Source organism: Hyphomicrobium sp. 01T421 (assembly GCF_056398805.1).
Genome location: NZ_JBFTQC010000001.1, coordinates 1,167,712 through 1,192,350 on the forward strand (window position 1 = coordinate 1,167,712; position 24,639 = coordinate 1,192,350).

The following is a 24,639-nucleotide window of genomic DNA, read 5'->3' on the forward strand; positions in this document are numbered from 1 at the left end:
ACTGAACAGAAGACACCCTGGAGAGAATACCTTGGTTGCCTATGCTCGCCCGAGCCCGCCGTCACTGCCGAGCAAGCTTTTTGCGGCGATACCGTTCGTCCTCTTCAGTTGGTATCTGATATTTCGCCCTTTGATGGCATACTTTACGGCGCCAGCAGTCAAAGCAACCGAATCCGCGCGCTCGATAGGGGTGACCTCCGCCGACTGGGAAAACAGGTTATTCCTTTTTGCCCTCCTCGCGATCACCCTGCTGCTCGCATTGGTCAACCGATCACGGTTGAATTTTGCGCGCCTCTGGTCGCCGCCAATCATGAGCCTCGCCGCGTTTTTGCTGTTCGCAGGGGCAAGCGTCACATGGGCATACAACCAAGAAATATCCTTTGCCAGATACTGCCTGGAGTTGATGGTTCTAACCCCGCTCATTTTGCCATTCGCTATGGGATCGCCAATAAAGGATACGGTGCGAGGCCTGTTTTGGTGTTATGCGCTTGCGGTACTTATTAATGTTATTGTCGTCTTGAATCAGAAGCCGGTCTTGACCGCCGGCGGAACGATATTCGGATATTTTGGATATTTCGGCTTCAAACAGTATCTTGGTCAATGCGCTTCCGCTGCGCTTCTCTTGTCATTTTATGAGGTCCTATTCCCGGGTTGGAGACGGTACGTTGCTATCCTTGTGGCGATCGGCGCCGTTTTCCTGGTTCTTGCGAGTGAATCTAAAGGCTCGCTGGCTTTTATGCTGGTCGCTCCCTGTGTTGCGGGAGTGGCCCTCATGATCAGCGGCAAGCTGCGAATATCTGCGCTTGTCGTATTGCTCGCAATCCCGGCCAGCTACGTCGTGGCGTCAATGGTTTCGAGCGGCAATTTGGTAAATCGCATTTCGTACGCGATTTATGGTGATTCGACTCTGACCGGCCGCACCGTGATATGGGATTTCATTAATTGGCAAATTGCCCAAAGGCCTTGGCTTGGGTGGGGGTTTCACTCATTTTGGCTGGTCGGGAATGATGCCCCCAGCGTAACTCTGGCACCATATTGGGTAAAAAACATGACCGGTAGCCATAGCGGCTATCTCGATGTTCGAATAGAAACCGGAATTATAGGATATTGGTTGTTTATCATTTTTATAATGGCGACATTATATGCAATAGAGCGCGTAAGACGGCAGGATCCGCTTCGAGCCTGGATCCTGCTTTCCCTGGCTATGTACGTCACAATCACCAATTTGATTGAGACCCTGTGGTTGTCGACGAATGACCCGATGTGGTTTCTTTTTGTTCTGGTTGCCGCCGAGACCACCCGGTATTCGGCCTCAGCGAAGCGGGCTTCGTACGTGACGACTGGACTTCAACCACTACGAGGGAGCCAAGCCTTTCGTAAGGGACGTCTACCTCAAAGTCTTCGCCCCAATCGATAGTCCGAAAGCCGGCGTCCAAAAAGCGAGATATGGCACATGGGCGCACCGGAGGCCGCGACAGTTTCAGCCGTGAAGTCCGCTTGACTAAATCCGTGGCAGCCCCAAACTTCGTCGTCGAAATCCCAGCGTCCGCTTCTTGATTGCGACGATCCGGTCTTCTGAAATTGGGTTTAGGCAAACTTCTATTAATTGCTGTTGTTGATCGAGGCTTCGTGCCAGATTCTCTTGAGCCGTTTCTGAAAGGACCAATCAGGATGGGTGCTGATCAACGCGTCCAGGATAAAATTCGAAATGCGCGGGGTCCTCGCATATTTTACATTTGCTCGGACGCCACGTTTTGGGCGTCACTTACGAAGCCGATTACGTCTACGTGCGTCGTTTGAGGCCGAACTGCACCATCCTCGATATCGGTGCGAATGGCGGCCGGTCTGCCCTGGAATGCGCGGCTCGGGCCGTACACTGCCCTCAGCAAAGGACATACCTATGATCCCCTCTTTGGGGCGTCTTCTTCCGGATGTGAGGGAGACGCTTGCGCGAGGCAGGCGACCGGCCCAAATTGGGGACGACGTGCTTGCGCTATTGCGGGCGCGCTGGCACCTGCGCAACGCCACTTCGGTCGGCGAGCGCGTCAGAGTATGGGGACGCGTCATCGTTCGAAACTCCGGCAGCATGATCATAGGTCAGCGCGCAAGTCTGAGCTCGACCGCCGTCCCAATTCAGCTGAGCACCGACCCCAACGGAAAGCTGGAGATAGGTGCGCGCACATTCATGAATTACGGATGCTCGATTTCCGCGACCAAGCTGATCAGCATCGGGCCCGACTGCAAAATCGGCATGGACGTGCTCATGATGGACAACGACTACCATCATATCGATCCTACGAAACGAGGTATTCGACCGGCCTCTGCACCGATCATCCTTGAGGAGAACGTATGGCTCGGCGCGCGCGTAATCGTTCTTAGCGGCGTGACGATCGGAGCCGACAGTGTCGTAGCCGCGGGTAGTGTGGTGACGCGTGACATACCCCCACGCTCTGTCGCGGCGGGACATCCTGCGAGAGTGATAAGTCCAATCTCCTGACGCCGGTAAACTGTCCGCGTCAATCGTGCCTAGGAATTCCCCTGTAGCCGCTGTGGACCGAAATTACGCAAGGCAGACAGCGCCAAGTACACGGGTTGCGTCACCTTGAAGAGCGCGATCGCCACGACCAGATACGTCGTCAGACTGAGAGATGATGCGATCAAGAATCTCGGCCAATGGGAGAGATCAACGAGGAACGCTTCGCGCACGCCAAGTCCAACAGCAACCGCGATCAATCCGGCCGCCATTTGCGGGCCAACGGCCGCCAGTACGTCCTTCGCACCGATTCCGGCCGGCCGTCCAGCATAGGCCAATGCCGGTACGAATAGGATATAAATCGCAATTGCACTCGTCGCCGCCACCCCCATAAGCCCGAATGGGAGGCCAATAGCGACGGCTGCAATTTGGCATACGGAGCTGAGCAATCCCCACCGCATCCAGCGATCGGACCGGCCGGTTGAGACGTGCAGCCATCCGAGCGTCCGTTCGACTGCCTGAGCGATACCCCTGACCGCGAAGAGGCACAGCACAGGTCCCGCAGGCGCCCATTTCTCACCAAGCAATATTGTGACGACATCGGGCCCCGTCACGGCCAGCACCGCGAATGCGAGAGTCGACAAAAAGCTGACCATCGACAGCGCAGCGGTCCACGATTTTCTGAACTCGGCCAGGTTGCCTCTGAGCTTGCTCAGACTGGAGACCGCGATGTTGTGCAGCGGTCCGATGAGAAGATTGAGGAGGTTGGTGTAGAAAAGGAAGGCGTTCTGGTAATATCCGAGCGTGCCAACGCCGTAGAAATAGCCGAGAGCAAGCCGGTCGAACGATTGCGCGAATGTGTCCGTTAACGTGAAGCCAGCAACACCCAGTCCAAATCGGACGGAGGCGTCGGTTTCTTTTGTTTGCCGTGGCCGTCCCGGCAACCACGGGCAAGCGATCCATGCGACGACAACAGTCAGAACTGCCATCGTGACAGGTTTTGCGACGAGTGCCCAGTATCCCCAACCCGTAAGCGCCATGGCAATGCTGAGGATGCTACTGATGCCGTTCGAGCAGATATCGAGAATGGCGAGGCTGCGGAACTGCATCCCCCTGCGCAGCAATGCCAAATGTTGGGTCGATATTCCAACCGCGATAAACGTCAGAGATGATACAGCGGCAATGCCGCTCAGTGCGGGCTCATTATAAAACCTGGCGATGAAGCCGCCGCTGACGATGAGAAGAAGGGACAATACAACGGCAATCGTGCAATTCAGCCAAAATAAATAGCTGACTTCGGCCCGCGAAATATGGGCTTTTTGACTGGTAGCGTCGGACGTCCCGAGATCTATAAGCATCGGTCCGAAGCCGATAAGTGCAAAAATCGTTGCCGTCAGTCCGAAGTCATGAGGATCGAGCAGGCGCGCCAGCACGATCATCGATACAACTTGTGACCCGACACTTATCAGCCGCCCGGCAACGACGATCATTCCACTGTGCAGAGAGGCACGGCCGAGGCCTTCCGTCGGCTCGTTATCTTGGAAATATTTGTCGGTTTGGCTCAACGAATCCGCTCGCTTTTAATTTTCATCCCGAGACGGTCCCTTGGCATCTGGCACCATTCGCACGGAAAACCCCACGCCTTGTGTATCGCAAGCTGACTTCGAACGGTTTAACGCGACGAGCCGCGTCGTCCACCTTTCGCACCGAATAGACAGGATTTCGTCTTGGGTCCACAGCCGCCAAATTCACGGACGTACTAAAAAAGCGCCAACATGAAGATCCCCGAGCCATGGATGCCTACAAGCCGCACCTCTATCCATCAATTCAGATATCTTGAGAGGGCCAAAATATATGCGGCCTGATAGGCGGTGCTCGGTTCGGTGATCGCCCAGGAATCTGCAGGCCACGGATCATTAAACTGGAGATAGGACTTGCTGGCGGGTTGCTCCAACGGCGGTGAGAACCCGCGGCGGCACAGCGAAAAAGCAGCAGCCATGTAGCATTTGTAGCTCGGCGATCCGGACGGGGAAAAGCAACACGGGTCGACGGCATAGGAGGGGTTAGGGCCGCCGACGAGGTAGCCCGGCGCCGGGCCTGGATTGATGCCGCTGACTTTCGACCAGCGGCGCGAACTGTACGAGAACCAAGCGTGGTACATCGTTATCGCCGAATTCTCGGCGCCCGCCGCTTTCATGTTTGTGAGGTAGACGAGTCCGAGTGGGTTCACGCCATGGATATAGTGAAGGTATTCGGCCGCGGCGGATTTTGCCTGCGCGGCTACCTTCGGGTCGGGCGTGTGGATCGCGAGAAGTTCGTAGAGTCTCGCCTGGGTCGCCTTCGACTGATTGCTCCCCCAGGTAAAATCTTTCATCGGCGACCGGTACGGGTCCTTTTTGTCGAGGACCATTGGCAACTGGTCGGCCTTTTGCGTCATCGTGGTGACGAATTGCCCGATGATCGCCGATTTGACGGAAGCGCTCGCGCCCGAAAGTCGCGCGTAATGGAGCAAGGCTTCCTGGCCGGCCGCATCCCACTGCGAAGGCCCCCAGTGAGGCACGATGGATGCGAAGTTTGCTTCCGCGAACTTTGCGTATCCCTCCTCGCCCGTAATCTCGAAGAGATATACGGCGGCTTCAAACCGCGCGGCGAGACGATGAGCGTCATCCATCTCCTGCTGACCGGATGCGAGACCCTGCGAACCGGGCTGCTTCCCATTGTCGTTGTTGTAGTAGAGAACCTGCGGATTTGCCGTCGCCCAGGCCCATGCCGTTTTTGCTCGCTTGGCAAGGTCCGCCGCATACGCTTTCAGTTCTGGTTCGGGGCGGGCGGAAAACACCTTGGAAGCGTAGGCGAATACGGCCGCTCCCATGAGGCTGGCACTGGTGGTCGGAGGACCGTAAAAGCTCGGCCCGGTCGCCGCCGAAGGCGGGCTCGCTTCCGACAGCGATTGAACGCAAAGCAGCGAACCATCGCCATTCTGCATGCGTACGAGCCAATCCAGGCCCCACTTCGCTTCGTCGAGAATGTCGGGAATGCCATTGCCCGATTCCGGAATTCTATAGTCGTCTCCGAATGCGGCCGGGTTTTCGTCGTAGGACCGGAGAAGAGAGATAATGTTGCGCGCCGCCCAGTTCGTATATTTGTTGTAATCGCCGGCGTCGAACCATCCGCCTCTGAGGTCCTTGACCAGAGACGCGTCATCCTTGGCGAGCCACGAATGGGTATAAGGATCTTGTCCCGGACCGAGATGGCTCGCCCGGTCGGCCCACGATGCGCCGGCCGTCTCCGCCGTCTTTTTCATGCCGGCGCGCTGGTAAAAGAACATCCGGACGGCATGCTTCATCACACGCTGAAAAACATGATCGTCGATGTCGAAGTCTACGGATCTGAGTTGGCTCTCGACGTCAACGATCGCGTAGGTCCCCGGCGTTTTGACGTCCGAAAAGTCGAACCACCACGCCTGGTCGCCTGAGACTGCATCCATCGCGCCATTGTTCCAGGGAGTCGGGCTTCCGCTTTTTACGACTTTGCCGGAGCTGCGGTCGACCACTTGAAGTTCGTGGCCGGGCGTGAACGAAGCGCTTTTATCGTATCCCGTCTGGGGGTTTCTGATAACGGCAACCTTGGGGCTTTTTGTCTGATAGCCGAATTGATCGACGACGATGACTGGGATCGCGCCGTTGACGCCGATCTTCAGTCCTTGGTTCCAGGATGTGTCAGTGGTCGGTTTATCCGCCGACGTGGAAGTTGCAGACTGTGCATCCGCGGCCGAGGCTTCAGGGCTCGCGAGGATAGCGATCGATAGCGCCAAACCGGAAAGCGCTAACTTGCGCGTCGATCTCAAAGTCATGAGCGCTTACCTCGCGAGCCGGCATTCAAGATTTGACGATAGAAACCTTCGAGCTTCTGTGCTGCGCTCGCCCAGGAATACCGCTGGACCGCGAGCTTCCGCGCCGCTTGGCCGATCTGGGCCGCGAGTTTTGGATCGGCAAGGAGCCGGCCGACAGCGTCCGCGAATGCTTGCGGCTCATCCTCGATCAGAAGATCGCGGCCGGGCTGAGCTTCAATTCCCTCGGCACCGAGTGCAGTCGAGACGATGGCCTTGCCCATCGCCATGCCTTCGACGATCTTGAGGCGCGTACCGCCGCCGAGGCGAAGTGGCACGATGACGACGGCGGCCGACGCAAGGTGAGGCCGCAGATCCTGTACGAATCCGGTGAATTCGATCCGCGGCCCGGCCAGTGCCTTGAGCTGCGGCGGAGGGTTTTTGCCGACGATCTTCAGGCGCGCGTCGGGATGGGCGTTGGCGATCAGCGGCCAGATGTCCTCGACGAAGTGCAGCACACCGTCGACATTGGGGATGTAAGAAAGCAGCCCGAAGAAAAGTAGGGTGCGGCCGTCCGATGGCGGATCGGTCGGGCGCGGCTGGTAGTAGTCAACGTCAGCCGCGTTGGGGATGACGGCCGTGATTGCGTCCGGAATCTCGCCGAGCACGCGCCGTTCATCCGCAGCGCTGCAAAGATAGACGCCATCTGCGTCGCGATAGGTTCCAAGTTCCTCTCTTCTGAGCTTGCGCCAGTTGACCCCGGCGTAGAGCCGACGGATCAGGCTGCTGCCCGAACGCGCGTACTGCTTCGCGAGCTCGAAGTCGATGTTGTGCGAATCGACGACGAGAGCGGGCGGCCTCTCGCCGGCCGGAGCCTGGCGAAGATTGCAGTGGCCAAGAAACGAGAATTCGAGATTGACGATGTCAAACCGCTTTGCCTGAAGAACACGGTCAAGCGCCGACTGGAGCGCCGGGACCGTGGCGCGCAACCGCTCGAAGCTTCGGGTCGAGATCAGGGACTTAAGCTGCTCCAATCTTTTGGTCGGACCTTCGTGACTATGCGGATTTGGAACAAGCACAACCTCACGGCAATAGGCCTGCATGGCCGCCCGGCTCTCGTCTTCGTCGAACTCATCGTCGACCAGCATCACGGCGGTGAGGTGGTGGCGCTCGGCCAGTTGCGTCATCAGTCCGTGTATCCGCGCTTGCGCACCAAAGCGCGGAGGACTGGCGGGCATCTGCGAGACGTAGAGAACGCTGAGGCGTTCTGGATTACTCATCCGGATTCTCGGTCATACATTCTAGGCTGGAAGACTGGCCGAAACTGGCTCGTACAGTAGTCTGTCAATGTCTTTAAGACAGTGTCAATGAGGTTGGATGACCAACTTCCCAATTGCCCGAATAGAAACCGAAAATACGCTAAATAGAACGGGGTTCGATCACGCGATCTCTATCGCGCGTGCCTCATTTAGCCTGCGATTCAGGAAAGAGGGAGGCAGGCTTCTCCCTATCCGAATTCACAGGTTTCGGAGCCTCGAGCTTGATGCGCTTCGCCAACGCCATGCTCGGCCGCTCGATCAACCACCACATTGCTGCGGAAAACGACACGCACCCCAGAATAACGATCACCCACCAGAAGGCCTCGGTCAAAACCGAACGCCCCGTGAGGTCATACCCGATGCGAAATAGACCGCCGGAAACCGGATTATGGACGAGGTAAAGAGAGTAGGAGATCAGGCCCAGGAACTGCAACCAGCGCCAATTCAACCAGCGATAAATGCCGCCCGTCGTGGTCGCATACCACAATGCGATAGCCGTCAATGCGGCGGCCAGCGTCACGTCGTCGAGTTTCAACGCCGCGGCAAAAGTCAGTATTGCGACGTAGGAAAAATAATAGATCGCCATCCGTGGGTATTGCCACGTCCAATAGGCTCCGGCGCCCAGTAGAAAACAATGCCATAGGGGAAGGAAGCTGCCGCGCCACGGCTCCCAGGTGACGATGCCCAGCGGCCACAGCAAACTGATTAGCGCCGCCACCGCGATCCCCACGACGGTTGCGCGTCCCTGCATGCTCTGAGCCGGATCGTTGCGCGTCACGGCAAGAAGAAGGGCATATATCAGGTAGAACTGAACTTCCTGGCAAAGCGTCCAGAAGATCGGGCCAATTTCGGGGTATCCAAGCACTTCCTGCAAATAGAAGACATGCGCAACGAATTGCCCCGCAGAAATCGAGGGTAGCTGCTTGCCTGGAACGAAGTAAGCCGAGACGACGGCCAGCCCGATCGTCAGTGCAATAGCGAACCAATACGGCGGATCCAGCCGAACGGATCTGCGAAGCAAAAATCTGCCTACAAGGGGAAATGTGACTGAATTTCTGCGTAACGAATGGGCAATGACGAAACCGCTGAGGACGAAAAAGATCGCAATGCCTAGGTGCCCTTGGTGGATAATCCATTCGAACCAAGCGGGAGTGACGGCCATCAGGTTTGTAAGGTGACCGCCTTCGCCGCAGTGAAAAAGAAAGACGGCGAAGGCCGCGACGCCGCGCAGCCCGTCGATCATCGCGAAACGGCCGGCATCCCGTAGGCCCGGCTTACCTGCGGTTATTTCATTCCACCGATATGTCACTGCCGGTCGCCAGCCGGTCCCGCGGCGGCGTCCACCGGCGTCACCCTTCGCAAAAGGCCATGTTTTTCGAGCATCGCAGCAGCCGACGAGACTTCCGAAAAAGGCAACTCGGCACGCTCGGCAATGTCGAGCAGCGAGTTCCGGCTATCCGATAGGTTGAGTACCCATAACATTGTCATGATCCTTGCCGGTCCCGCTTTGTCGCCGCCGATCGCGCCATAAAGACCCCGCTTGCCCAGATGCGGCTCGCCCTTCGGAGACGTATTCTGGTACCAGAAATTGCCTTCGAGAATGCCAATGACTTCGGTGATGAGCCTGAAGGACTGGCCTAGATCCTCCGGCTTTATGAATTCGAGATTATCGGCAGACGTATGGTATTCAGGGAACGTTCCCCATTTGCTTCGCTGAAATAGGCCGACGGGCAGGTCGAATCYCGGAGAGCAATACTGCCGCTCGTCATATCCATAGGGAGAAAAGTTGATAACGTTGGCCTGCATGCCCGAATATCTCAGCGCATGTGATGCCGCCCGATCGATTTCGGCGTTGCCGCGACGGCTTTTCTTATAAGTTGGCCCCCCTCCGTCGCCGACGCCCGAAACTATGATCCCATGCTTGATGCGATGAATCTTGTCTTCGTTCCGTGAGAGCCAGGTGAGCGCCCCGATCGAGCCTGGAGCGAACAAAAGCCGGTAGCTGTATCGAGTCTTCTGCTGAGCGATGGCCTTTGCGAGGTACGTCAGCAGCGCGAGTCCCGAGCAATTGTCGTTAGCCAGGGACGGATGGCAAATATGTGCCGATAACAGAACCTCGTCATCGATTTCGCCTCGATGCAGAAACTCTCCATAGGTAAGGAAACCGTCCGCAAGCGTTGAATCGATGACGGCTTCGTACGTATCGTCTTTGAGGCTTTCGAGCAGCGAGTGGCGGACGCAGAAGCCCCAGTTTTCCGCATAATACGATGTGCGGTAAGGAATGAGCTCGGGCTGAAGCGGAAGCGAGTGCAGATGCTTCTTCAACTCGGAGAGAGAGAGATGCGCGCGAACGGGTACGCTGTAGCTCATCACGTGCAGGTTGGACTCTGCGAAGTCGACGATCTTGTTGCCTGCGCTGTCTTTGATGTAGGCGTCACGAATGTTCCATTCTCGCGGCACCGTCCAGTCGAACGCCGGCGTCCCGGTCGCCACCTCATAGACATCAAGCTTAATGTGCTCTGCGAGGTGGTCCAGCGTTGCGCGAACGCCGTTCCCGGTGATACTTCGGCAAATCGGAAAGATTTGAGTAGCTAGACTGTAGATGTCTCCGCCAATTTTCTCGGGGTCAGGCCAGAAGTCCATCTGATAACCTTATCGCCTCTAAATCGATCTTCGACGGGATAGCATGCGCTTTCAAGCCACTCGACTGCAAGACGTCAAGCTAATCGCCCTCGAACCAGTAAAGGACGAGCGAGGCTACTTTGCGAGGACGTTCTGTGTCCACGAGTTCGCAGCTGCAGGTCTCGCGACGGCATTCGTGCAGGGAAGCGTTTCGCGGACTTTGAAAACGGGCACTTTGCGCGGCATGCATTTTCAGCGTGCCCCGCATGAAGAGGTCAAATTGATCCGCTGCCTTGTGGGTGCAATTCACGACGTGCTGCTAGATATCAGGCCCACGTCGCCGACCTATATGCAGTGGGAATCTTACAGGCTGAGCGCCGGCGACGGACTGCAACTCTACGTTCCTTGCGGGTTTGCTCACGGTTTTCAAACGCTCGAACCGGAAACGGAAATCTCGTACCTGATGACTGAGTTTTATTCGGCCGATGCATCCGATGGCATTCGCTACGACGATCCGGCGTTCAATATTTCATGGCCGATGCCGGTGACGGATATCTCGGCAAAGGACGTGCGCTGGCCGGATTTCTCCGAAAAAGTTCGTTCGGAAAGCTAGAGCCAGCTTTTCGTATACCACTAGAATGTTGTGCCATCGATCACTCGGTGGCGCTTAAAACAGCAGGTCTTGGGACAGCTCCCGGCCGGAACTGCCGCCGGAGCTGTCTGAAATAGGGATCAACGAAGCGATCAATGACTGCCGCGAAGGCGATCGAGATCGAAAGGGCTATCGGAAACATGAGGTAGGGCTTCGCGGCGATTGCGGGGAAATCTGCCGCAAAAAGTCTGATGACCACGTAATGGCTCAGATAGATCACGTACGAGTAGACGCCGATTTTCATTACCAATGGCAAATTCAAAAACTGAAACGGCGGGCGATGGGAGAACCGGATCGCAAAATAGAATATCGGCATCAAGGCGAGGCCCTGCAGGCTATAGCGGATGCCTTCGCGAAACGTTTCATCGCGATAAAGCAAAGTCCCCAACAGCGTGCCGCCCCCGATTGCCAACAATGCCCACTGCATAGGAGACATCGCGCCCCCTCGATGCATGGCTTTGACGGGGTTCGCGACGATGGCCAGGATGCATCCGTAAATGATCGAGTCGATCCGCGTATCGGAGGCGTAATAGGTTCGAAGGGACATAAAGCCCGGCGTGGCTATGAGATGGATGCGCCAAGCCAGGATTGCGAGGCAGCCGATGCCGAGCAGCACGGCAATCGTGCGTGGACGCACATTGCTACCCAGTAGGAAGGACATAAGCAGCGGGTAAAACATGTAGAAGTGTTCTTCGACCGCGAGTGACCACAGGATGCCTGTCCCATCCGGAACCGTGTTCCCGGGATCAAAAAATATGCCGTAGTAATTGGCGAAATATGTGACTTGGGCCGCCAGCCCGTACCATGATATGCCCCCCTGCAGCCATCCGAAATACGTGAGGCTATACGCGATCGCGAGCGTGATCAGCAGTGGCGGCATCAATCTGAACACGCGGCGCGCATAGAACTTCAAAATATCGATTTCACCAGTCATCTCATTCTCGGCGAGCAGGAGCGTCGTGATCAGATATCCGCTTAGAAAAAAGAATATCGTGACGCCGAGGCCGCCGGGCACGGCCGAGAAGCCTGAATGAGACAAAACAACAATCAGAACCGAGATCGCGCGAATGCCGTCCAGTGATGGGATGCTGAGCGCATGCGCCTTGCTCATACGCGTGTCGATCCGGAAAGCATGGCTAGAGAAATCTCCTTTGTCAGGGGCCCATAACCGCTAAATAGATCTTCGAGCATTGCAACTTTAATGCCTCACGAGGCATTTGGAATTGGACAACAGGCAGCGTGGCCAATTTACGGCAATCCGTTGCTTATAAATTTCAGGTTCTACGCGACAGTCAGTTTGCGAACGACGAACGCTTCCGCATAACGCTCGGCTGCCCGGCACTCCATGCCCCGCAAACGCGCAAGCCCGCGAAAGGTCTCGTCGTCGAACCAGTGCTTCGAACGCTGCGTGCCAAAATGCTTCATGAGAAGTTCGATTTTGCGGCCCAAAATGGCACCCGCAATCGGAACGTACAAATTGGGCTGACCCAGGTCACCATCCCATTTCGGAATTTCATATTCGAGGATCAGGTGGTCGCGAAACGTATTCCACGTGTGGCGGCAGACCTCCCGATGATCCTGGTGGGCGTCGTCGCGCCGGTGCGTCAAAATCAGGTCCGGTTTGAACCTGTCCTTGAGCGTTTCAAACCAACCCTTGATTTGCTCTCCTTGCGTCGGAAAGAAGCCGTCCTTGAACGACATCACCTCAACGTCGGCGGTTTCTGCCCCTTGAAGAAAAGACTTCGCCGATCCTCGCGCCTCCGCTTCCCTGTCGCCGATTCCGCTCAAGACGCACCAAAGAATATCGAGCTTTGCGCCCGTCGAAATCCATTGTAGCAGCGTGGCGCCGGCGCCGATTTCGATATCGTCGGAATGCGCACCTAGGCACAAAACGGAAAGCCGTTCGCCTGCTGCCGGAAGCTTTAGCGGAAGCATCTGGTATCCCTACTCGGCGGCATTCGACTGCATGCGCCAGGGCATGCTCCCCTTCTCGACCATCTCCTCCAGCACGCGCTTGTCCTGCAGAGTGTCCATCGCACGCCAAAATCCATCGTGCTTGAAAGCGATGAGCCGTCGCTCCGCAATCAGGCGATTGAACGGCTCCAGCACCAATTCGTCCCCCTCTTGGATGTAGTCGAAGATCTTACTGGAAAATACGAAGTATCCGCCATTGATCCATATATCGCTTTGCTGGTTCGACCGCATGCGGTTGACCAGGCCGTCGTTGCCGAATTCCGCAAGGTGAAAGTTGAACGGCGGGCGAACGGCCGCGAACAATCCCACGGCGCCGCTTTTCTTCAGGCGATCGATCATTTCGGGGATGGGGGCGTCAGTGAGGCCGTCGCTGTAGTTTGCCAGAAAATATTTTTCGTCCTGAACGAGGTGCTTCACTGCGAGCAAGCGCTGGCCGATGTTGCGCCACATTCCGGTGTCGACGAGGGAAATACGCCAGTCCGGCGGTTGCGGGCCGAGGACTTCGACTTTTTTGCCGAACTCCGAGATCACGCAGTCGCTGTAGGCGGAGGGATCGAAATCGCGAAAATATTCGCGGATGACGTTCGCCTTGTAACCGAGGCACAGGATGAAATCGCGATGCCCGAAATTGCTGTAGTACTGCATGATGTGCAGCAATATCGGCTGGTGGCCGACCGGGACCATTGGCTTCGGGATCGCCTCCGAATAGTCGCGGATGCGCGTGCCGAGCCCGCCGCAGAACAGAACGACTTTCATTTCTCAAGCCTCACGCGGATCAATCACGTAAACTTCAGGAATAGGCACGATCAGCTTACAGCCCCATTTGGAGGTATAGTGAAGCTGGGCGGCGATCTCGTCGCGCAGGTTCCAGGGCAAGATCAGGATGTAGTCGGGACGGGCCTCGTCGATTGCCGAAACGGGAAGGATCGGAATATGCATTCCCGGGGTGAAGCGCCCGTGCTTGTAGGGATTGCGATCGACTGTGAAGTCGAGGAAGTCGACGCCGATACCGCAGTAGTTCAGTAGGGTATTACCTTTGCCGGGCGCGCCGTAGCCGCAAATGCGCTTCCGTCGTTCCTTGCAATCGATCAGGAACGATAGAAGCTTCCGTTTGGTCGCGTGCACTTTGGGCGCGAATTTCAGGTACGCCTCGATCGCATTGAAGCCCATCGCCAGTTCTTCGGCGCGCACTTTCGCTACTGATGGCGTGGCGACGTGGCTGGCATCTTGACGACACATATAAACGCGGATCGACCCACCATGTGTCGGTAGCTCTTCGATATCGAACACCCTGAGACCGTGGCGCCTAGCAAGCTGATCCATGTTCGTGAGCGAGAAGTAGGAAAAGTGTTCGTGATAGATCGTGTCGAACTGATTTTCGCCGATGAGGCGCGTCAGATGCGGCACCTCGATCGTGATCACACCTTCAGGCTTCAGCAAGTGCGCCATGCCGGCCGCGAAGCCGTTCAGGTCCGGAACCTGCGCCAGCACGTTATTGCCGATGACAAGGTCTGCCCGGCGCCCCTCGTCAGCGAGGCGGCGGGCGAGCTCCGTTCCGAAAAACTCCACGAGCGTCGGAACGCCCTTGGCGCGCGCCACCTCCGCAACGTTAGCGGCGGGTTCGATGCCCGTAACAGGGATGCCCAGCGGTAGGAAATGCTGCAGCAGGTATCCGTCGTTGCTCGCGATCTCGTAGACTTGACTTTGAGGACCAAGACCAAGGCGATCCTTGATCATGTGAGTGTATTTTTTGGCGTGCTCGACCCATGACGTCGAGTACGAAGAAAAGTACGCGTATTCCGTGAAGATGCTTTCGGGGTTCACGTATTCCTGCAATTGAACCAGGAAGCATTTATCGCAGACAAGAACGTGGAGCGGAAAGTAGGGCTCCATGCGATCGGTCTGATCGGCCGCCAGAAAGCTTTCGCAAAGAGGCGACATTCCAAGATCGACAAATGTCTTCATCAACGGCGCCTGACAAAGCCGGCAACATTTGCCTGCGCCCTCGCGATGAGAAGGCTCGGAAGCGGTCAGCGCGTCGATCTGCATTGATAAAATCCCGCCGTCACATAGTATTTTTGGTGAAGAAAACGTGCCTCCTGCCCGAGGCGCCGGCTGCAAGCTTATATGGACGATCCCTCATTCAGGATAATTTCGAGGCCAAGGGTGAATGGTGCCGGACATTCTGAGATTAACGGCATAGGCAAATCACGTGACTCGTTCCGCGTGGGCGGACGAGGGCACAATAGCGATTAACCGTCGATATATCCCATTTTTAATAACGGAAAATAACCGCAGCGAACGACGATAAGGCGCCGCCAGCGCCTGCATCCCGATGTCCCTCCGCCGACTGATGAATGCCCCTGGTGCCTCAAGCGAACCTGAAATGGGGCGTATCTGCAATCCTGGTTTGGTGGCGCGAAATCTGCCGTCAGGGGATCGAACTTTGGCCTTCAAGATCAATGGGACCGGCCGATGCCGCCGAGCCTCCCATTAAGCTCTTGAACAGGCCGTGATAAAAATCTCGTTGTCCGAATACGAACAGCAGGACGAACAAATAGGTCATAGCCATAATACCGCCCCCGATGATCGATTTGATCAGCGCGGAGGACCAGTCACCGGCAAATTGCAGGAATGTGAGCCCGACCGCCGCAGATATGACGACCGAAGCAACGGGCCGGGATATCGATAGCAGCAGCTCGCGTAGCGAAATGACGGTGCCGTGCAGACACCACATCAAGCACGGGATTAGAGCGATCACCATGGCTGCCGAGAAGGCAGCTGCAATGCCTTGGGCACCGTACGGCAACCCGATGAGATAAAAGGCCGTCACCCAAGGCGCTATGAACAACGCAATGTTAAGGCTTCTTCTTTGCAACCCCGCCGCAAGAAGGAACCAGTAAAGGGGGTTGATCATGCCGAACACCGCGATGGTCGGCGCCAGCAAGCGGAAGATGGGCACAGCCTCCGCCCATTTTGGCCCTAACGCGACGCGGATAATCTCGTTCGCGAATAGCGCGCAGAAAAACGTCACTGGCAGGGTAATCGAAACAAGCACCGAATAGCTCTTGAGAAAGTAGGTTTTGAGCCTCTGAGGATCGTCGTGCAATCGAGACAGTGTGGCAAACATCACGCTGCCGAGCGCCTGATTGAGACTTGATGTGGGTATGTCGATCAAGGAAATCGCCCGGCCATAAATACCGACGGCACTTGGGCCCCATACGCGACCCAAAAGAACCTTGTCCATGTTATATGCGACATACGTCACGAGACCGTTGAGCGTGACGGTGCCGCCGAAAAACAGCATTGATCGGACGCCGTGTGTCCGGCGCGGCGCGCCCGGAATCCAGCCTGCAACCGTCCAAGCACCCGCCGTTATCAGAGCCGCAGGAATGGTCGCGCTCGCGACGAGCGACCAATATCCGAAACCCAACGCCGCCATACCGAGCGCGACGACCATGGCCGCTATTTGGCTAAAAAGCTCAATTGCGACAAGCTCGTAATAGCGCAGTTGCCGATTGAGTAGCGCGCAGTGCTGCACGCCCAAGCCGGTGAAGAAAAAACCGGCTGAAACGGCGATCGTCACCCAGAAGAGGCGCGGCTCATTGTAAAAATGGACGACGAGCGGCGCGGTTGCCGCGCAAAGGAGGGCTAAAGCCGCTCCGAAAACGACATTGATCCAGAAAAGCGTCGAAAGCTGTTGATCGGTGATGTTGGGTTTCTGGATCGTTGCCGTCGAAAGACCCGCTGTCGTGAACAGTTGATAGACGCCGGTTACAGCCGTGACCATCCCGATCAGGCCGAAATCGCTCGGCTCGAGCAAGCGTGCGGATACAAAAAGGAAAATGAGCCGGAGAAAAAGGCTGAGTCCTTGACCGACGAGCTTTACGAGGCCGCTGCGCAACGCCGTCTGTTTCAAGTTGTCCACGCGTCGCTCCGGCGGCTTCGGCTGATATAGATAAAGAGAGGATCATTCGAACTGGCTGCGGGAATGAGGTGAGCATCGACCTAGGAGGCGGGTCGCATCAGCTTCAGCTTAGCCAGTGTTTCTGCGGGATTGACCAACGCTATGAGGCATCTCTTCACAAATGCTGCTACGAGGCGAGGGTAAGAGAAGGTGAAACCAGCCTCTGCGAACTTTTGCTTGTGATAGTTCCAGAACGCACTTTCCTTTCGCTGCATCAAGCTGATGGCCAAATAATTATAGTATTCGTCAAGCAACCTTTTCACGTACTCGCTGAGTTCGGCCGGACACAGGAATTCGGGTCCGTACTTGGTCGCCTCGAAAAGACGGCCCGCAATACTGGTGTTCAACTGCGCCGCCTTGTCGGTGAGTGAGCCTGGCCTGACACGCGAATATGTTAAAACCTGATGCACGAAGCCCAAATCGGAATCGCGCAGTATGTCCAGGCAGACTTCCCGATCCGGATGCATGCTTGCTTCATTGAAGAACGGATCCCTCCTCCGAACATCGTCGGATCGATAGAGTACGGATTGGGAAGTGCCGAAGACGTAGAGGCCCTTTAGGAAATAATCATGGCAAAGCTCGTGGCCCGGCACACGGTTGCTGGGATATGATAACCCGGTCCAAACCACATTGACGCCCTGGAGCCCGTAGGCGCTGACAATTCCTACCGAAGCGTTGGCCTCAGCCAGGTTGACCATTTGTTCGATGCAATGCGGAAAAAGCCAATCGTCGGAAAATACCATCTTCGTGTATTTGCTTTTCGGGCTGATCTGACGCAACGCATGGTTATGATTGACCACCGCCGGAAGCAGTTTTTCGTTATCGATTATTCGTATGCGAGAATCTGTCTTGGCGAACTTGCGCGCTATCTCGTCTGATCCGTCCGTGCAGCAATTATTGACGATCACGTAGTCCCAGTTCGAGTAGGTTTGAGCTAGAACGCTCTCGATGCATTCTGCAACGTGCTCGGCATTGTTGTGCATCGGCGTCACGATGCTGACGTGAGGCTGGCAATCCGTGGACATCGTTCTTCGCAAGGCCTTCCGTCTGTAATGAAGTCAGAGTCGTAGGGCTTCAGTTGGGCACGCTAACCAATTGGAAAAGTAATTATTGATCAGTAAAGCGATTGCGTCGAACCCTATGATCCCTACCTCGCAGGCTTGATTCATGATACACCTCTATGGAATTTGCATTAAAGCCCGGGGTACGTTTCGGCGGTCTTTAATTCCATGAGCTATGGCAGCACGTGCGAATATGACGTAACGCCGGAGGCGGCGCTCGTGGCGCTGGCAGCTCACGAAGGGCCGTTGCTGATCGATTTCGATGAAACTCTGTATCTCCGCAACTCAACCGAAGACTTTATCGATTGCGCTCGACCGATGTGGTTGGCAGCCCTGTTGTTGCGGGTTCTCGATGTTTTGAAGCCGTGGCGTCTTACCGGCCGCGATACCCAAGACAACTGGCGAACAATCATCGTTTGTATTGCGCTCCCGTGGACCCTCTGGCGTTGGCGCGCTCGGGTAGCTTCTCTTGCCAAGCAACACGTTAATGCCGAACTTATGACTACGCTGAAGGCTCGGACCAATGAGCCAGTCGTTGTAACGGTTGGCTTTGTTTCGATCGTCAAACCTCTGCTTGCAGCTATGGGGTACGCGCATTTACCTCTGATCGCATCCCGTATGCGTTCATTTGCAGACCGTCGAGACGGCAAGCTGAAGATGGCTGTCCGCAAACTCGGCCACGCCGCGGTAGCTCAGTCTTTGGTGGTGACGGATTCCACAGCTGATGTGGAGTTGTTGCGTGCATGTAAAACTCCTCTGCGAACGCGCTGGCCTCAAGCGAGTTATCGGCGTGCGCTCGGTGACGCCTACCTGCCGGGAGAATATGTCGCGCGCATCAAGCATCCAGGCGAGCGCTATGTTTTTCGCGCGATATTGCTGAGTGATTTCGCATATTGGGTGCTGAGCTCGATCGGGTTGTCAGCCAATCGATACGCCCATTTCGGAGGCCTTTTTCTCCTCCTTCTATCGTTCTGGGCAATTTATGAACGTGGCTATGTCGATAACGATTTGGTCGCGTCCCAGCATGAAAGCGATCCAAAACTCACTGCAGCGTTCAGTACGGAGTTAATTAGTACACCCCCGATACAACCATGGATCTGGGCGACGATCAGCGGCGCGGCCGGGATAGCAATGTTGCATCCCTCGCAAAACGCTTTTGCTATTCACTTCGTCGCTTGGATGGCATTGCTGGTCGTCATCTACACCTGCTTCCGCTCCTACAACCGCCTGAACAAGCAGACCCGCATCTGGCTCTATCCATTTCTCCAAATTGGCCGCATCGCAGCCTTTACGGTCGTGGTGAGGATCGAGCCTGCGGGTATCGCAGCGCTATCCGCTCATCTGTTTTCCCGGTGGCTTCCGTACCTGATATACCGGCTACGGCCGTCTTCCGACTGGCCTGAGGCGCGAATTGGCCTCGTGCGTTTGATATCTTTCATTCTGGTTTCCTTGATCACGGTAGCCTCGATAGGACCCGCGGCGCTCATAACGTGGTGTGCACTTGGCTTATTGCTTTGGACTGTATTCTTGGCCCGGGTAGACCTCCATGAGGTTTTCGAATCCGCGCGGCGTGTTGATGTCTCTTCGGAGACCCGGGACGATCGCGCTTCCAGCAACTCCTGGATCATGGATCCGCAGAATCGTGCGCAACCGGGTGAGGTTGCAGGGCAATGACGATCCAAGTTGGCGAATGGTTTGAGGTCCGTTCCAAAGAAGAAATTTTGGCGACGTTGGACAAGAGCGGACGGCTGGAAGGACTTCCTTTCCTACCGGAGATGTTCAAGTATTGCGGCAAGAAATTTAGGATTTACAAAAGCGCTCACAAAACATGTGATTATGTTTATACGGGCGAATCGCGATCAATCCCGGAAACGGTGCATCTGCCTCTCCGGTGTGATGGAGAATCGCACGGCGGTTGCCAGCATGCCTGCCTTCTATATTGGAAAACGGCTTGGCTGAAGCGCGCTGGCGCAGAGCCTGCGTCTTCGAAACCACCCTCAATCGAGTTGAATGGGACTATTTGTTCGGAAGCAGACGTCTATGCCAGCGCCGAGTTGAAGCGCGACAAGGACGGACCAGTCTATATGTGCCAAGGCACGGACGTCATGCAATTCTCGGCACCAATGGCGTGGTGGGACATACGGCAATATGCGCAAGACTACAGATCGGGTAATGTGGATTTGCGGACGATCTTGAATGGCCTGGCTTTCGGAACCTTCGCGACATTGATGAGGTCCGGCCTCAAGATCGGGCGGCCGTTGCGTTGGGCTTACAATCTCTTTTCATTTGTGTGGGGGCCATACCCAGGAGCAAAGGGGAAGCTGCCCAAAGGACAGCCTGCGCCATGGGTAGTTGCGAATTTCCAGCCCGGAGACCTAGTCCGCGTGAAATCGCTTGATGAAATTCTGCAGACAATCGATGCCAATCAAAAAAACAGAGGGTTGTCTTTCGACGCAGAAATGGCGCCCTACTGCGGCAAGGAATTCCGGATAAAAACGATTATTGAGACGTTCATTGATGAGAAGACAGGGCGACTAAGGCAACTGAAGAATCGAGCCGTATCTTTGGAAGGGCCGATTTGCTTGGGACAATACTCTGATTGCAGAATGCTTTGTCCGAGGAGCATCATTCCCTGGTGGCGTGAAATCTGGCTGGAGAGGGTCGCCGATGACCGGCGGGTTGAACAGCCAAAGCTGGAGACGACAGCTGACGCCCACGGGTTTTGATACCCGTCGCAAAGAATTTGGTCGTCAGCAGTTGGCTGCACGCAGAGGTCACGGCAAGCGCGCGAATGCGTCTTGAATCGTACGCTAACATCTGAATGAGCCTGCTCTAACCGAACGCAGCATTTGCCGTATGGCGAAGCGTAGTATCGATGATGCCATCCGCCAAAAGCCCTCTGATATGCGCGATGCGCTGGTAGCGCGGCCCCTCGAATTCTTCGAGGGTCAAGCCGGATGCCTTGAACGCTTCGTAAACCTGTTGGGCTCCAGCCTTCGCCGTCCATTGCGGTTTGAAATCCGGCAACGCGGCGGTGATTTTATCAAAGTTCACACGATAGCAGCGCTTGTCGGGACCGGCGTCGTTCGCATATTCGACGCGACAGCCCGGCACGACCTCGGCGACGATGTTTGCGATCTCACTGATCCTGTAGTTTTCGGACGTGCTACCGACATTGAATGCTTGGTTGAAGACCTTGTCGGCCGGAGCAGCCAGCGCAGCAACGAACGCCCGTGAAATATCCTCGATATGCACGATTGGCCGCCAGGGTGTGCCATCCGACTTCAAGTAGATCAGCCGCTTCGTCACAGCCCAGGCGACGAGATTGTTGAGGACGATGTCGAAACGCATTCTCGGCGAAAGTCCGTAGGCGGTAGCGGGACGCAGGAACGTCGGGCAGAAATCGTCGCTCGCCAATTTCGAGATGTCGCGCTCGGACCAGACCTTCGATTCTCCGTATGCTGTCACGGGATTGAGGGCCGCGGTCTCGTCGACGAAGTCGTCGCCCGCCAATCCATAATTGCTGCACGATGAGGCCATGACAAAGCGGCCGACCCCGGCACTCCTGGCGACCTGAGCAACGTGCACGCTGCCACGGTGATTGATCGCGTACGTCGTATCGCGGTTGAGATCGCTCAACGGATCGTTGGAAAGGGCCGCAAGGTGAACGACGGCGTCGAAGCCAGCCAGGTCGCTGGTTTCAAGATCACGGATGTCCTTTCGGATCGACGGAATATCGACGATCTTTCCGCCGCTGGCGAAGGAGCAGCGTTCATAAAGATCGCTGTCGCAACCTGTAACACTGTGACCTGCAGCGAGGAGGGCCGGCGTCATCACTGTGCCGATATAGCCCATGTGGCCGGTCAGAAAGACTCTCATTTATAAAACTCTGCCGCCCATTGATCGATGTTCACTGCTGTGCTTCCCCAAATCCTACCCCTTGAATATTAGGGTGGTCCGATTGGGGTGAAGCGAGAAGAGCACTTTGCGCGCTTCTATTTCGAGGTTTTTTTGCGTCTCAGGTCTGCGACCACTTCCGAAGCTTCGTTGTTGCGGTTTTATCAGTTGGTGTCGTCCAAACAAGGACCATGTGGCCAGCTAGTAAATCGGCTTCGGCCGCCGTTTTTCAGCGCGGGTTTCGCTTTTCCGCAGACGTTCACGAAGCTTTCAAGATGCTTTTGTGTTTCGCTGATGAGCCAATCGCGCTGGCATCGTTCGGGTACGATCCATAATGCGACGCGTGCGTGAGGTGGTGGAGGGACATGCAGCGGCACCCTTGAACGCGAGCCTTTATTCGGAGGTCAGGAAACAAACAGCCGTTTATCGTACGCCTCGAATGTTCTTATTCGATTAACGTAGTTGTGCTAAAAAGCGCACGGCCTTCCGAGACCAAACAGCACACGCCACCCGAAAATCCGGCCAAGAAAGCGCACAAAGGGATAGACGCGATCTCTCTGCCACTGAGCGCTGTATACGTAAACTACTGATCAATGTTATTATGGAAGTTGTGGGGTTTAGTCGCTTATTCATCGCGCAGATCCCTTTGACCTTTCGAGGTAGATCCAAAAACATGCTTGCAACAGACGATAATTTTTCCATTCCGGTTGAACCTCATAAATCGAGTGTTGGTCCGTTTAGCCTCTCAGATATTCGCTGGATACTGAGACGAGGTTGGCTATTCCCCGTAGCTGGGGCGCTCATCGGATTGCTCTTGGCCCTTACGGTTGTGGCGTTCATGCCGCAACTTTATACGAGCACCGCGCGCATTCTCGTCGACCGGAGCGTGAATCGATTTTTGCAATCCAGCAAAATTCTGGATCAGCCGACTCTCGATGACGTCGATATGGCGGGACAGTTCTACGTTCTGTCATCGGACAGTATTATTATACCCGTCATCCGCTCGTTGAATTTGACTCAAGACCCGGAATTTGTTGGCCGCGCTGCCCTGCGCGCTGCCGCCGGCGAAGCCGATGAAAATCCTTGCACAAAAAGTTTTGGAGGTCCGTGTGTTTCATACGGGATCGGCGAGGCGAAAAATTTCCTCAAGGGGCTGATGGGTTGGAAGCCCGCCTCCCCACTCGATCCGGATACCTTGCTCGAGCGGACCGCCGCCGAGGCGTTTCTCCGCCGGCTCACGATCGAACGCGGAGACGTCAATAACGTAATCAGCATCAGCTTCAGTTCGGAAGATCCGACGAAGGCTGCGAAAATCGCCAACGCCATCGCGGACACTTACATCGCGCAATCCGGCGCGCGCAAAGTTGCGTCCAACAAGTTGGTCAATCAATTTCTCGAGGACCGGCTGCAGGAAACGAAGCAGCAGTCGATCAACGCGGATCGAGCGCTGCAGGAATTCAAAACAGCTCACAATTTAACCGGCGTAACGACGCCCGACAACGCTCTCATCGGGCGGCTGCGTTCCGAGTATGTGGACTTGGAGAGAAAGGCTACCGACATAGCTGACGCCGTTGGACCGGACCACATGGCGGTGGCGAAGCTTCGCAAGCAAATGGAAGGCTTGAACGCCGCGATCCGCGCAGAATCGGAGCGGATCACGGGTTCCGAAGACTTGAACACAACGGACCCGAGACGAGAATATCACAACATCGAAGAGGACCTTGCACCGGAGCCGCCAAACGACGATCTTCTCGCTCGTTTGAATAAATTGGATAGCGCGGCGCGGGCCAAGTACCGGGATCTCGATTTCACCGCGCACACGTTGCGAGTTCTGTATCACACCGATCTGCGCAAGTTCGACGAGTTGAACCAAACTCGCCCCGACACCGAAGATGCCCATATCATTACGAAGGGAGCTCCGCCCCTGCGCAAGGACTCCAATAAGTCAATGCTTGTGCTGGGCGGCGGTATCGTCTTCGGGTTCTTGTCGGGCATCGGACTGGTCATGGGGCGGGAATGGGCGCGGGGTGTATACCGCACCCCCGAGCAGGTGACGCGGGATACCGGCGCATATTGCGTTATCCTTCCGACGGTCGACATGCGCAAACGCGGGCGTCTCGACGATTACGTTCTGGACGCGCCATACTCGCGATATACCGAGGCAATTCGCAAAGTCAGGGCATCGATGCGGGCGTATCCGAGCCCGAATGGCGACAAGGTCATCGGTGTTGTCTCGTCGGTTGCGAACGAAGGCAAGACGACCGTTGCCCATAATTTCGCATCTCTCTTGAGTGCGTACTCGAAGTGCAAAACCCTGATTATCGATTGCGACCTCCACCGGCGGAACCTCACAGCCGAGTTGGCGCCGGACGCACGCGAAGGCCTATTGGAAGCTTTGGACGACCCCACTCAATTGGCGAAGTACATTTCGAAGCGCGAGCGATCAGGGGTTGACGTGTTGCCGTGCGCTCTTTCGGAACGCAATCCGAACGTGGCGGAGTTGCTGGGTTCGTCCCGGATGCAGAAACTGTTGGCTGTCGCCCGCGAGAATTACGACTTCATCATCATCGAGATTGCGCCGATCGTATCTGTCGTCGACATCAAAATGATCGAGCATCTGGTCGATAAATTTATCTTCGTCGTCGAGTGGGGAAAAACGAAGCGGAGTTTGGTCGAAGAGGCTCTTTCCGAAGCGGATGTTATTCGCGATCGTATCGCGTGCATGGTCCTCAACAAAGCAGACCCTGCAACCCTGCGAACCATCGAATCTTACAAAGGCCGGAGGATTTCGGAGTATTTCGAAGAGTGAGAATCCTCGCTGAATAACGTTTAGTGATTCGAAACG

General features: G+C 55.9%; 18 protein-coding genes. 6 read left to right on the forward strand and 12 right to left on the reverse strand.

Translation table 11 applies throughout. The features are described 5' to 3' along the window. Positions 1-31 precede the first annotated feature (31 nt). Positions 32-1,417: an O-antigen ligase family protein gene (locus AC1DK3_RS05385; RefSeq protein ID WP_477191234.1), complete on the forward strand. Its 1,386-nt coding sequence runs from the start codon at positions 32-34 to the stop codon at positions 1,415-1,417. Positions 1,418-1,900: 483 nt separating this feature from the next. After that, positions 1,901-2,497: an acyltransferase gene (locus AC1DK3_RS05390; RefSeq protein ID WP_477191235.1), complete on the forward strand. Its 597-nt coding sequence runs from the start codon at positions 1,901-1,903 to the stop codon at positions 2,495-2,497. Positions 2,498-2,526: 29 nt separating this feature from the next. Here the strand turns inward: AC1DK3_RS05390 and AC1DK3_RS05395 are convergent, their stop codons facing one another. The 5 genes from AC1DK3_RS05395 to AC1DK3_RS05415 all read right to left on the reverse strand — a co-directional run bounded on the left by AC1DK3_RS05395 (position 2,527) and on the right by AC1DK3_RS05415 (position 10,264). Further along, positions 2,527-4,038, reverse strand: coding sequence for a lipopolysaccharide biosynthesis protein (locus tag AC1DK3_RS05395; protein WP_477191236.1), 1,512 nt, complete (start codon positions 4,036-4,038; stop codon positions 2,527-2,529). Between the two features lie 257 nt (positions 4,039-4,295). Then, entirely contained in the window at positions 4,296-6,326 is a 2,031-nt protein-coding gene (locus tag AC1DK3_RS05400) for a glycoside hydrolase family 9 protein (RefSeq protein WP_477191237.1), read from the reverse strand. Next, entirely contained in the window at positions 6,323-7,582 is a 1,260-nt protein-coding gene (locus AC1DK3_RS05405; protein WP_477191238.1) for a glycosyltransferase family 4 protein, read from the reverse strand. The genes AC1DK3_RS05400 and AC1DK3_RS05405 overlap by 4 nt, the downstream gene beginning before the upstream one ends. A gap of 184 nt (positions 7,583-7,766) precedes the next feature. Then, positions 7,767-8,930, reverse strand: coding sequence for an acyltransferase family protein (locus tag AC1DK3_RS05410; RefSeq protein WP_477191239.1), 1,164 nt, complete (start codon positions 8,928-8,930; stop codon positions 7,767-7,769). Continuing rightward, positions 8,927-10,264: a DUF4910 domain-containing protein gene (locus AC1DK3_RS05415; protein WP_477191240.1), complete on the reverse strand. Its 1,338-nt coding sequence runs from the start codon at positions 10,262-10,264 to the stop codon at positions 8,927-8,929. The genes AC1DK3_RS05410 and AC1DK3_RS05415 overlap by 4 nt, the downstream gene beginning before the upstream one ends. 43 nt (positions 10,265-10,307) lie before the next feature. Between AC1DK3_RS05415 and rfbC the strand changes: the two genes are divergently transcribed. Beyond that, positions 10,308-10,856, forward strand: a complete 549-nt coding sequence (gene rfbC, locus AC1DK3_RS05420) for a dTDP-4-dehydrorhamnose 3,5-epimerase (RefSeq protein WP_477191241.1) — start codon at positions 10,308-10,310, stop codon at positions 10,854-10,856. A gap of 40 nt (positions 10,857-10,896) precedes the next feature. Here rfbC and AC1DK3_RS05425 read toward each other — a convergent pair whose 3' ends face one another. The 6 genes from AC1DK3_RS05425 to AC1DK3_RS05450 form a co-directional block, all read right to left on the reverse strand. Continuing rightward, complete coding sequence (locus tag AC1DK3_RS05425) at positions 10,897-12,006, reverse strand: acyltransferase family protein (protein ID WP_477191242.1); 1,110 nt, start codon at positions 12,004-12,006, stop codon at positions 10,897-10,899. Between the two features lie 170 nt (positions 12,007-12,176). Next, positions 12,177-12,830 carry a PIG-L deacetylase family protein gene (locus AC1DK3_RS05430; RefSeq protein ID WP_477191243.1) on the reverse strand — a complete coding sequence of 218 codons (654 nt, stop codon included), beginning with the start codon at positions 12,828-12,830 and terminating at the stop codon, positions 12,177-12,179. A 9-nt stretch (positions 12,831-12,839) separates the two neighbouring features. Continuing rightward, positions 12,840-13,625 (reverse strand): sugar phosphate nucleotidyltransferase, encoded by a 786-nt coding sequence (locus AC1DK3_RS05435; RefSeq protein ID WP_477191244.1) that lies wholly within the window; start codon positions 13,623-13,625, stop codon positions 12,840-12,842. A 3-nt stretch (positions 13,626-13,628) separates the two neighbouring features. Continuing rightward, on the reverse strand, positions 13,629-14,918 hold the full coding sequence (locus tag AC1DK3_RS05440; protein ID WP_477191245.1) for a methyltransferase domain-containing protein: 1,290 nt from the start codon (positions 14,916-14,918) through the stop codon (positions 13,629-13,631). Between the two features lie 382 nt (positions 14,919-15,300). Next, positions 15,301-16,797: a lipopolysaccharide biosynthesis protein gene (locus AC1DK3_RS05445; RefSeq protein ID WP_477191246.1), complete on the reverse strand. Its 1,497-nt coding sequence runs from the start codon at positions 16,795-16,797 to the stop codon at positions 15,301-15,303. 80 nt (positions 16,798-16,877) lie between these two features. Then, entirely contained in the window at positions 16,878-17,861 is a 984-nt protein-coding gene (locus tag AC1DK3_RS05450) for a glycosyltransferase family 2 protein (protein ID WP_477191247.1), read from the reverse strand. Positions 17,862-18,065: 204 nt separating this feature from the next. On the opposite strand from AC1DK3_RS05450, the gene AC1DK3_RS05455 reads away from it, so the two are divergent. Next, positions 18,066-19,571, forward strand: coding sequence for an HAD family hydrolase (locus tag AC1DK3_RS05455; RefSeq protein ID WP_477191248.1), 1,506 nt, complete (start codon positions 18,066-18,068; stop codon positions 19,569-19,571). Further along, positions 19,568-20,623 carry a hypothetical protein gene (locus AC1DK3_RS05460; protein WP_477191249.1) on the forward strand — a complete coding sequence of 352 codons (1,056 nt, stop codon included), beginning with the start codon at positions 19,568-19,570 and terminating at the stop codon, positions 20,621-20,623. The genes AC1DK3_RS05455 and AC1DK3_RS05460 overlap by 4 nt, the downstream gene beginning before the upstream one ends. A gap of 106 nt (positions 20,624-20,729) precedes the next feature. On the opposite strand, the gene AC1DK3_RS05465 is transcribed toward AC1DK3_RS05460, so the two are convergent. Further along, complete coding sequence (locus AC1DK3_RS05465) at positions 20,730-21,776, reverse strand: NAD-dependent epimerase/dehydratase family protein (RefSeq protein ID WP_477191250.1); 1,047 nt, start codon at positions 21,774-21,776, stop codon at positions 20,730-20,732. A 691-nt stretch (positions 21,777-22,467) separates the two neighbouring features. Between AC1DK3_RS05465 and AC1DK3_RS05470 the strand changes: the two genes are divergently transcribed. After that, entirely contained in the window at positions 22,468-24,603 is a 2,136-nt protein-coding gene (locus tag AC1DK3_RS05470; protein WP_477191251.1) for a GumC family protein, read from the forward strand. The last annotated feature ends 36 nt before the right edge of the window (positions 24,604-24,639 follow it).

Excerpts from the sequence above, each read along its gene's own strand:
- AC1DK3_RS05390 (WP_477191235.1), top strand. The coding sequence starts at position 1,901 with ATGATCCCCTCTTTGGGGCGTCTTCTTCCGGATGTGAGGGAGACGCTT.
- AC1DK3_RS05400 (WP_477191237.1), bottom strand. The coding sequence starts at position 6,326 with ATGACTTTGAGATCGACGCGCAAGTTAGCGCTTTCCGGTTTGGCGCTA.
- AC1DK3_RS05405 (WP_477191238.1), bottom strand. The coding sequence starts at position 7,582 with ATGAGTAATCCAGAACGCCTCAGCGTTCTCTACGTCTCGCAGATGCCC.
- rfbC (WP_477191241.1), top strand. The coding sequence starts at position 10,308 with ATGCGCTTTCAAGCCACTCGACTGCAAGACGTCAAGCTAATCGCCCTC.
- AC1DK3_RS05425 (WP_477191242.1), bottom strand. The coding sequence starts at position 12,006 with ATGAGCAAGGCGCATGCGCTCAGCATCCCATCACTGGACGGCATTCGC.
- AC1DK3_RS05430 (WP_477191243.1), bottom strand. The coding sequence starts at position 12,830 with ATGCTTCCGCTAAAGCTTCCGGCAGCAGGCGAACGGCTTTCCGTTTTG.
- AC1DK3_RS05435 (WP_477191244.1), bottom strand. The coding sequence starts at position 13,625 with ATGAAAGTCGTTCTGTTCTGCGGCGGGCTCGGCACGCGCATCCGCGAC.
- AC1DK3_RS05440 (WP_477191245.1), bottom strand. The coding sequence starts at position 14,918 with ATGCAGATCGACGCGCTGACCGCTTCCGAGCCTTCTCATCGCGAGGGC.
- AC1DK3_RS05450 (WP_477191247.1), bottom strand. The coding sequence starts at position 17,861 with ATGTCCACGGATTGCCAGCCTCACGTCAGCATCGTGACGCCGATGCAC.
- AC1DK3_RS05455 (WP_477191248.1), top strand. The coding sequence starts at position 18,066 with ATGAGCTATGGCAGCACGTGCGAATATGACGTAACGCCGGAGGCGGCG.
- AC1DK3_RS05460 (WP_477191249.1), top strand. The coding sequence starts at position 19,568 with ATGACGATCCAAGTTGGCGAATGGTTTGAGGTCCGTTCCAAAGAAGAA.
- AC1DK3_RS05465 (WP_477191250.1), bottom strand. The coding sequence starts at position 21,776 with ATGAGAGTCTTTCTGACCGGCCACATGGGCTATATCGGCACAGTGATG.
- AC1DK3_RS05470 (WP_477191251.1), top strand. The coding sequence starts at position 22,468 with ATGCTTGCAACAGACGATAATTTTTCCATTCCGGTTGAACCTCATAAA.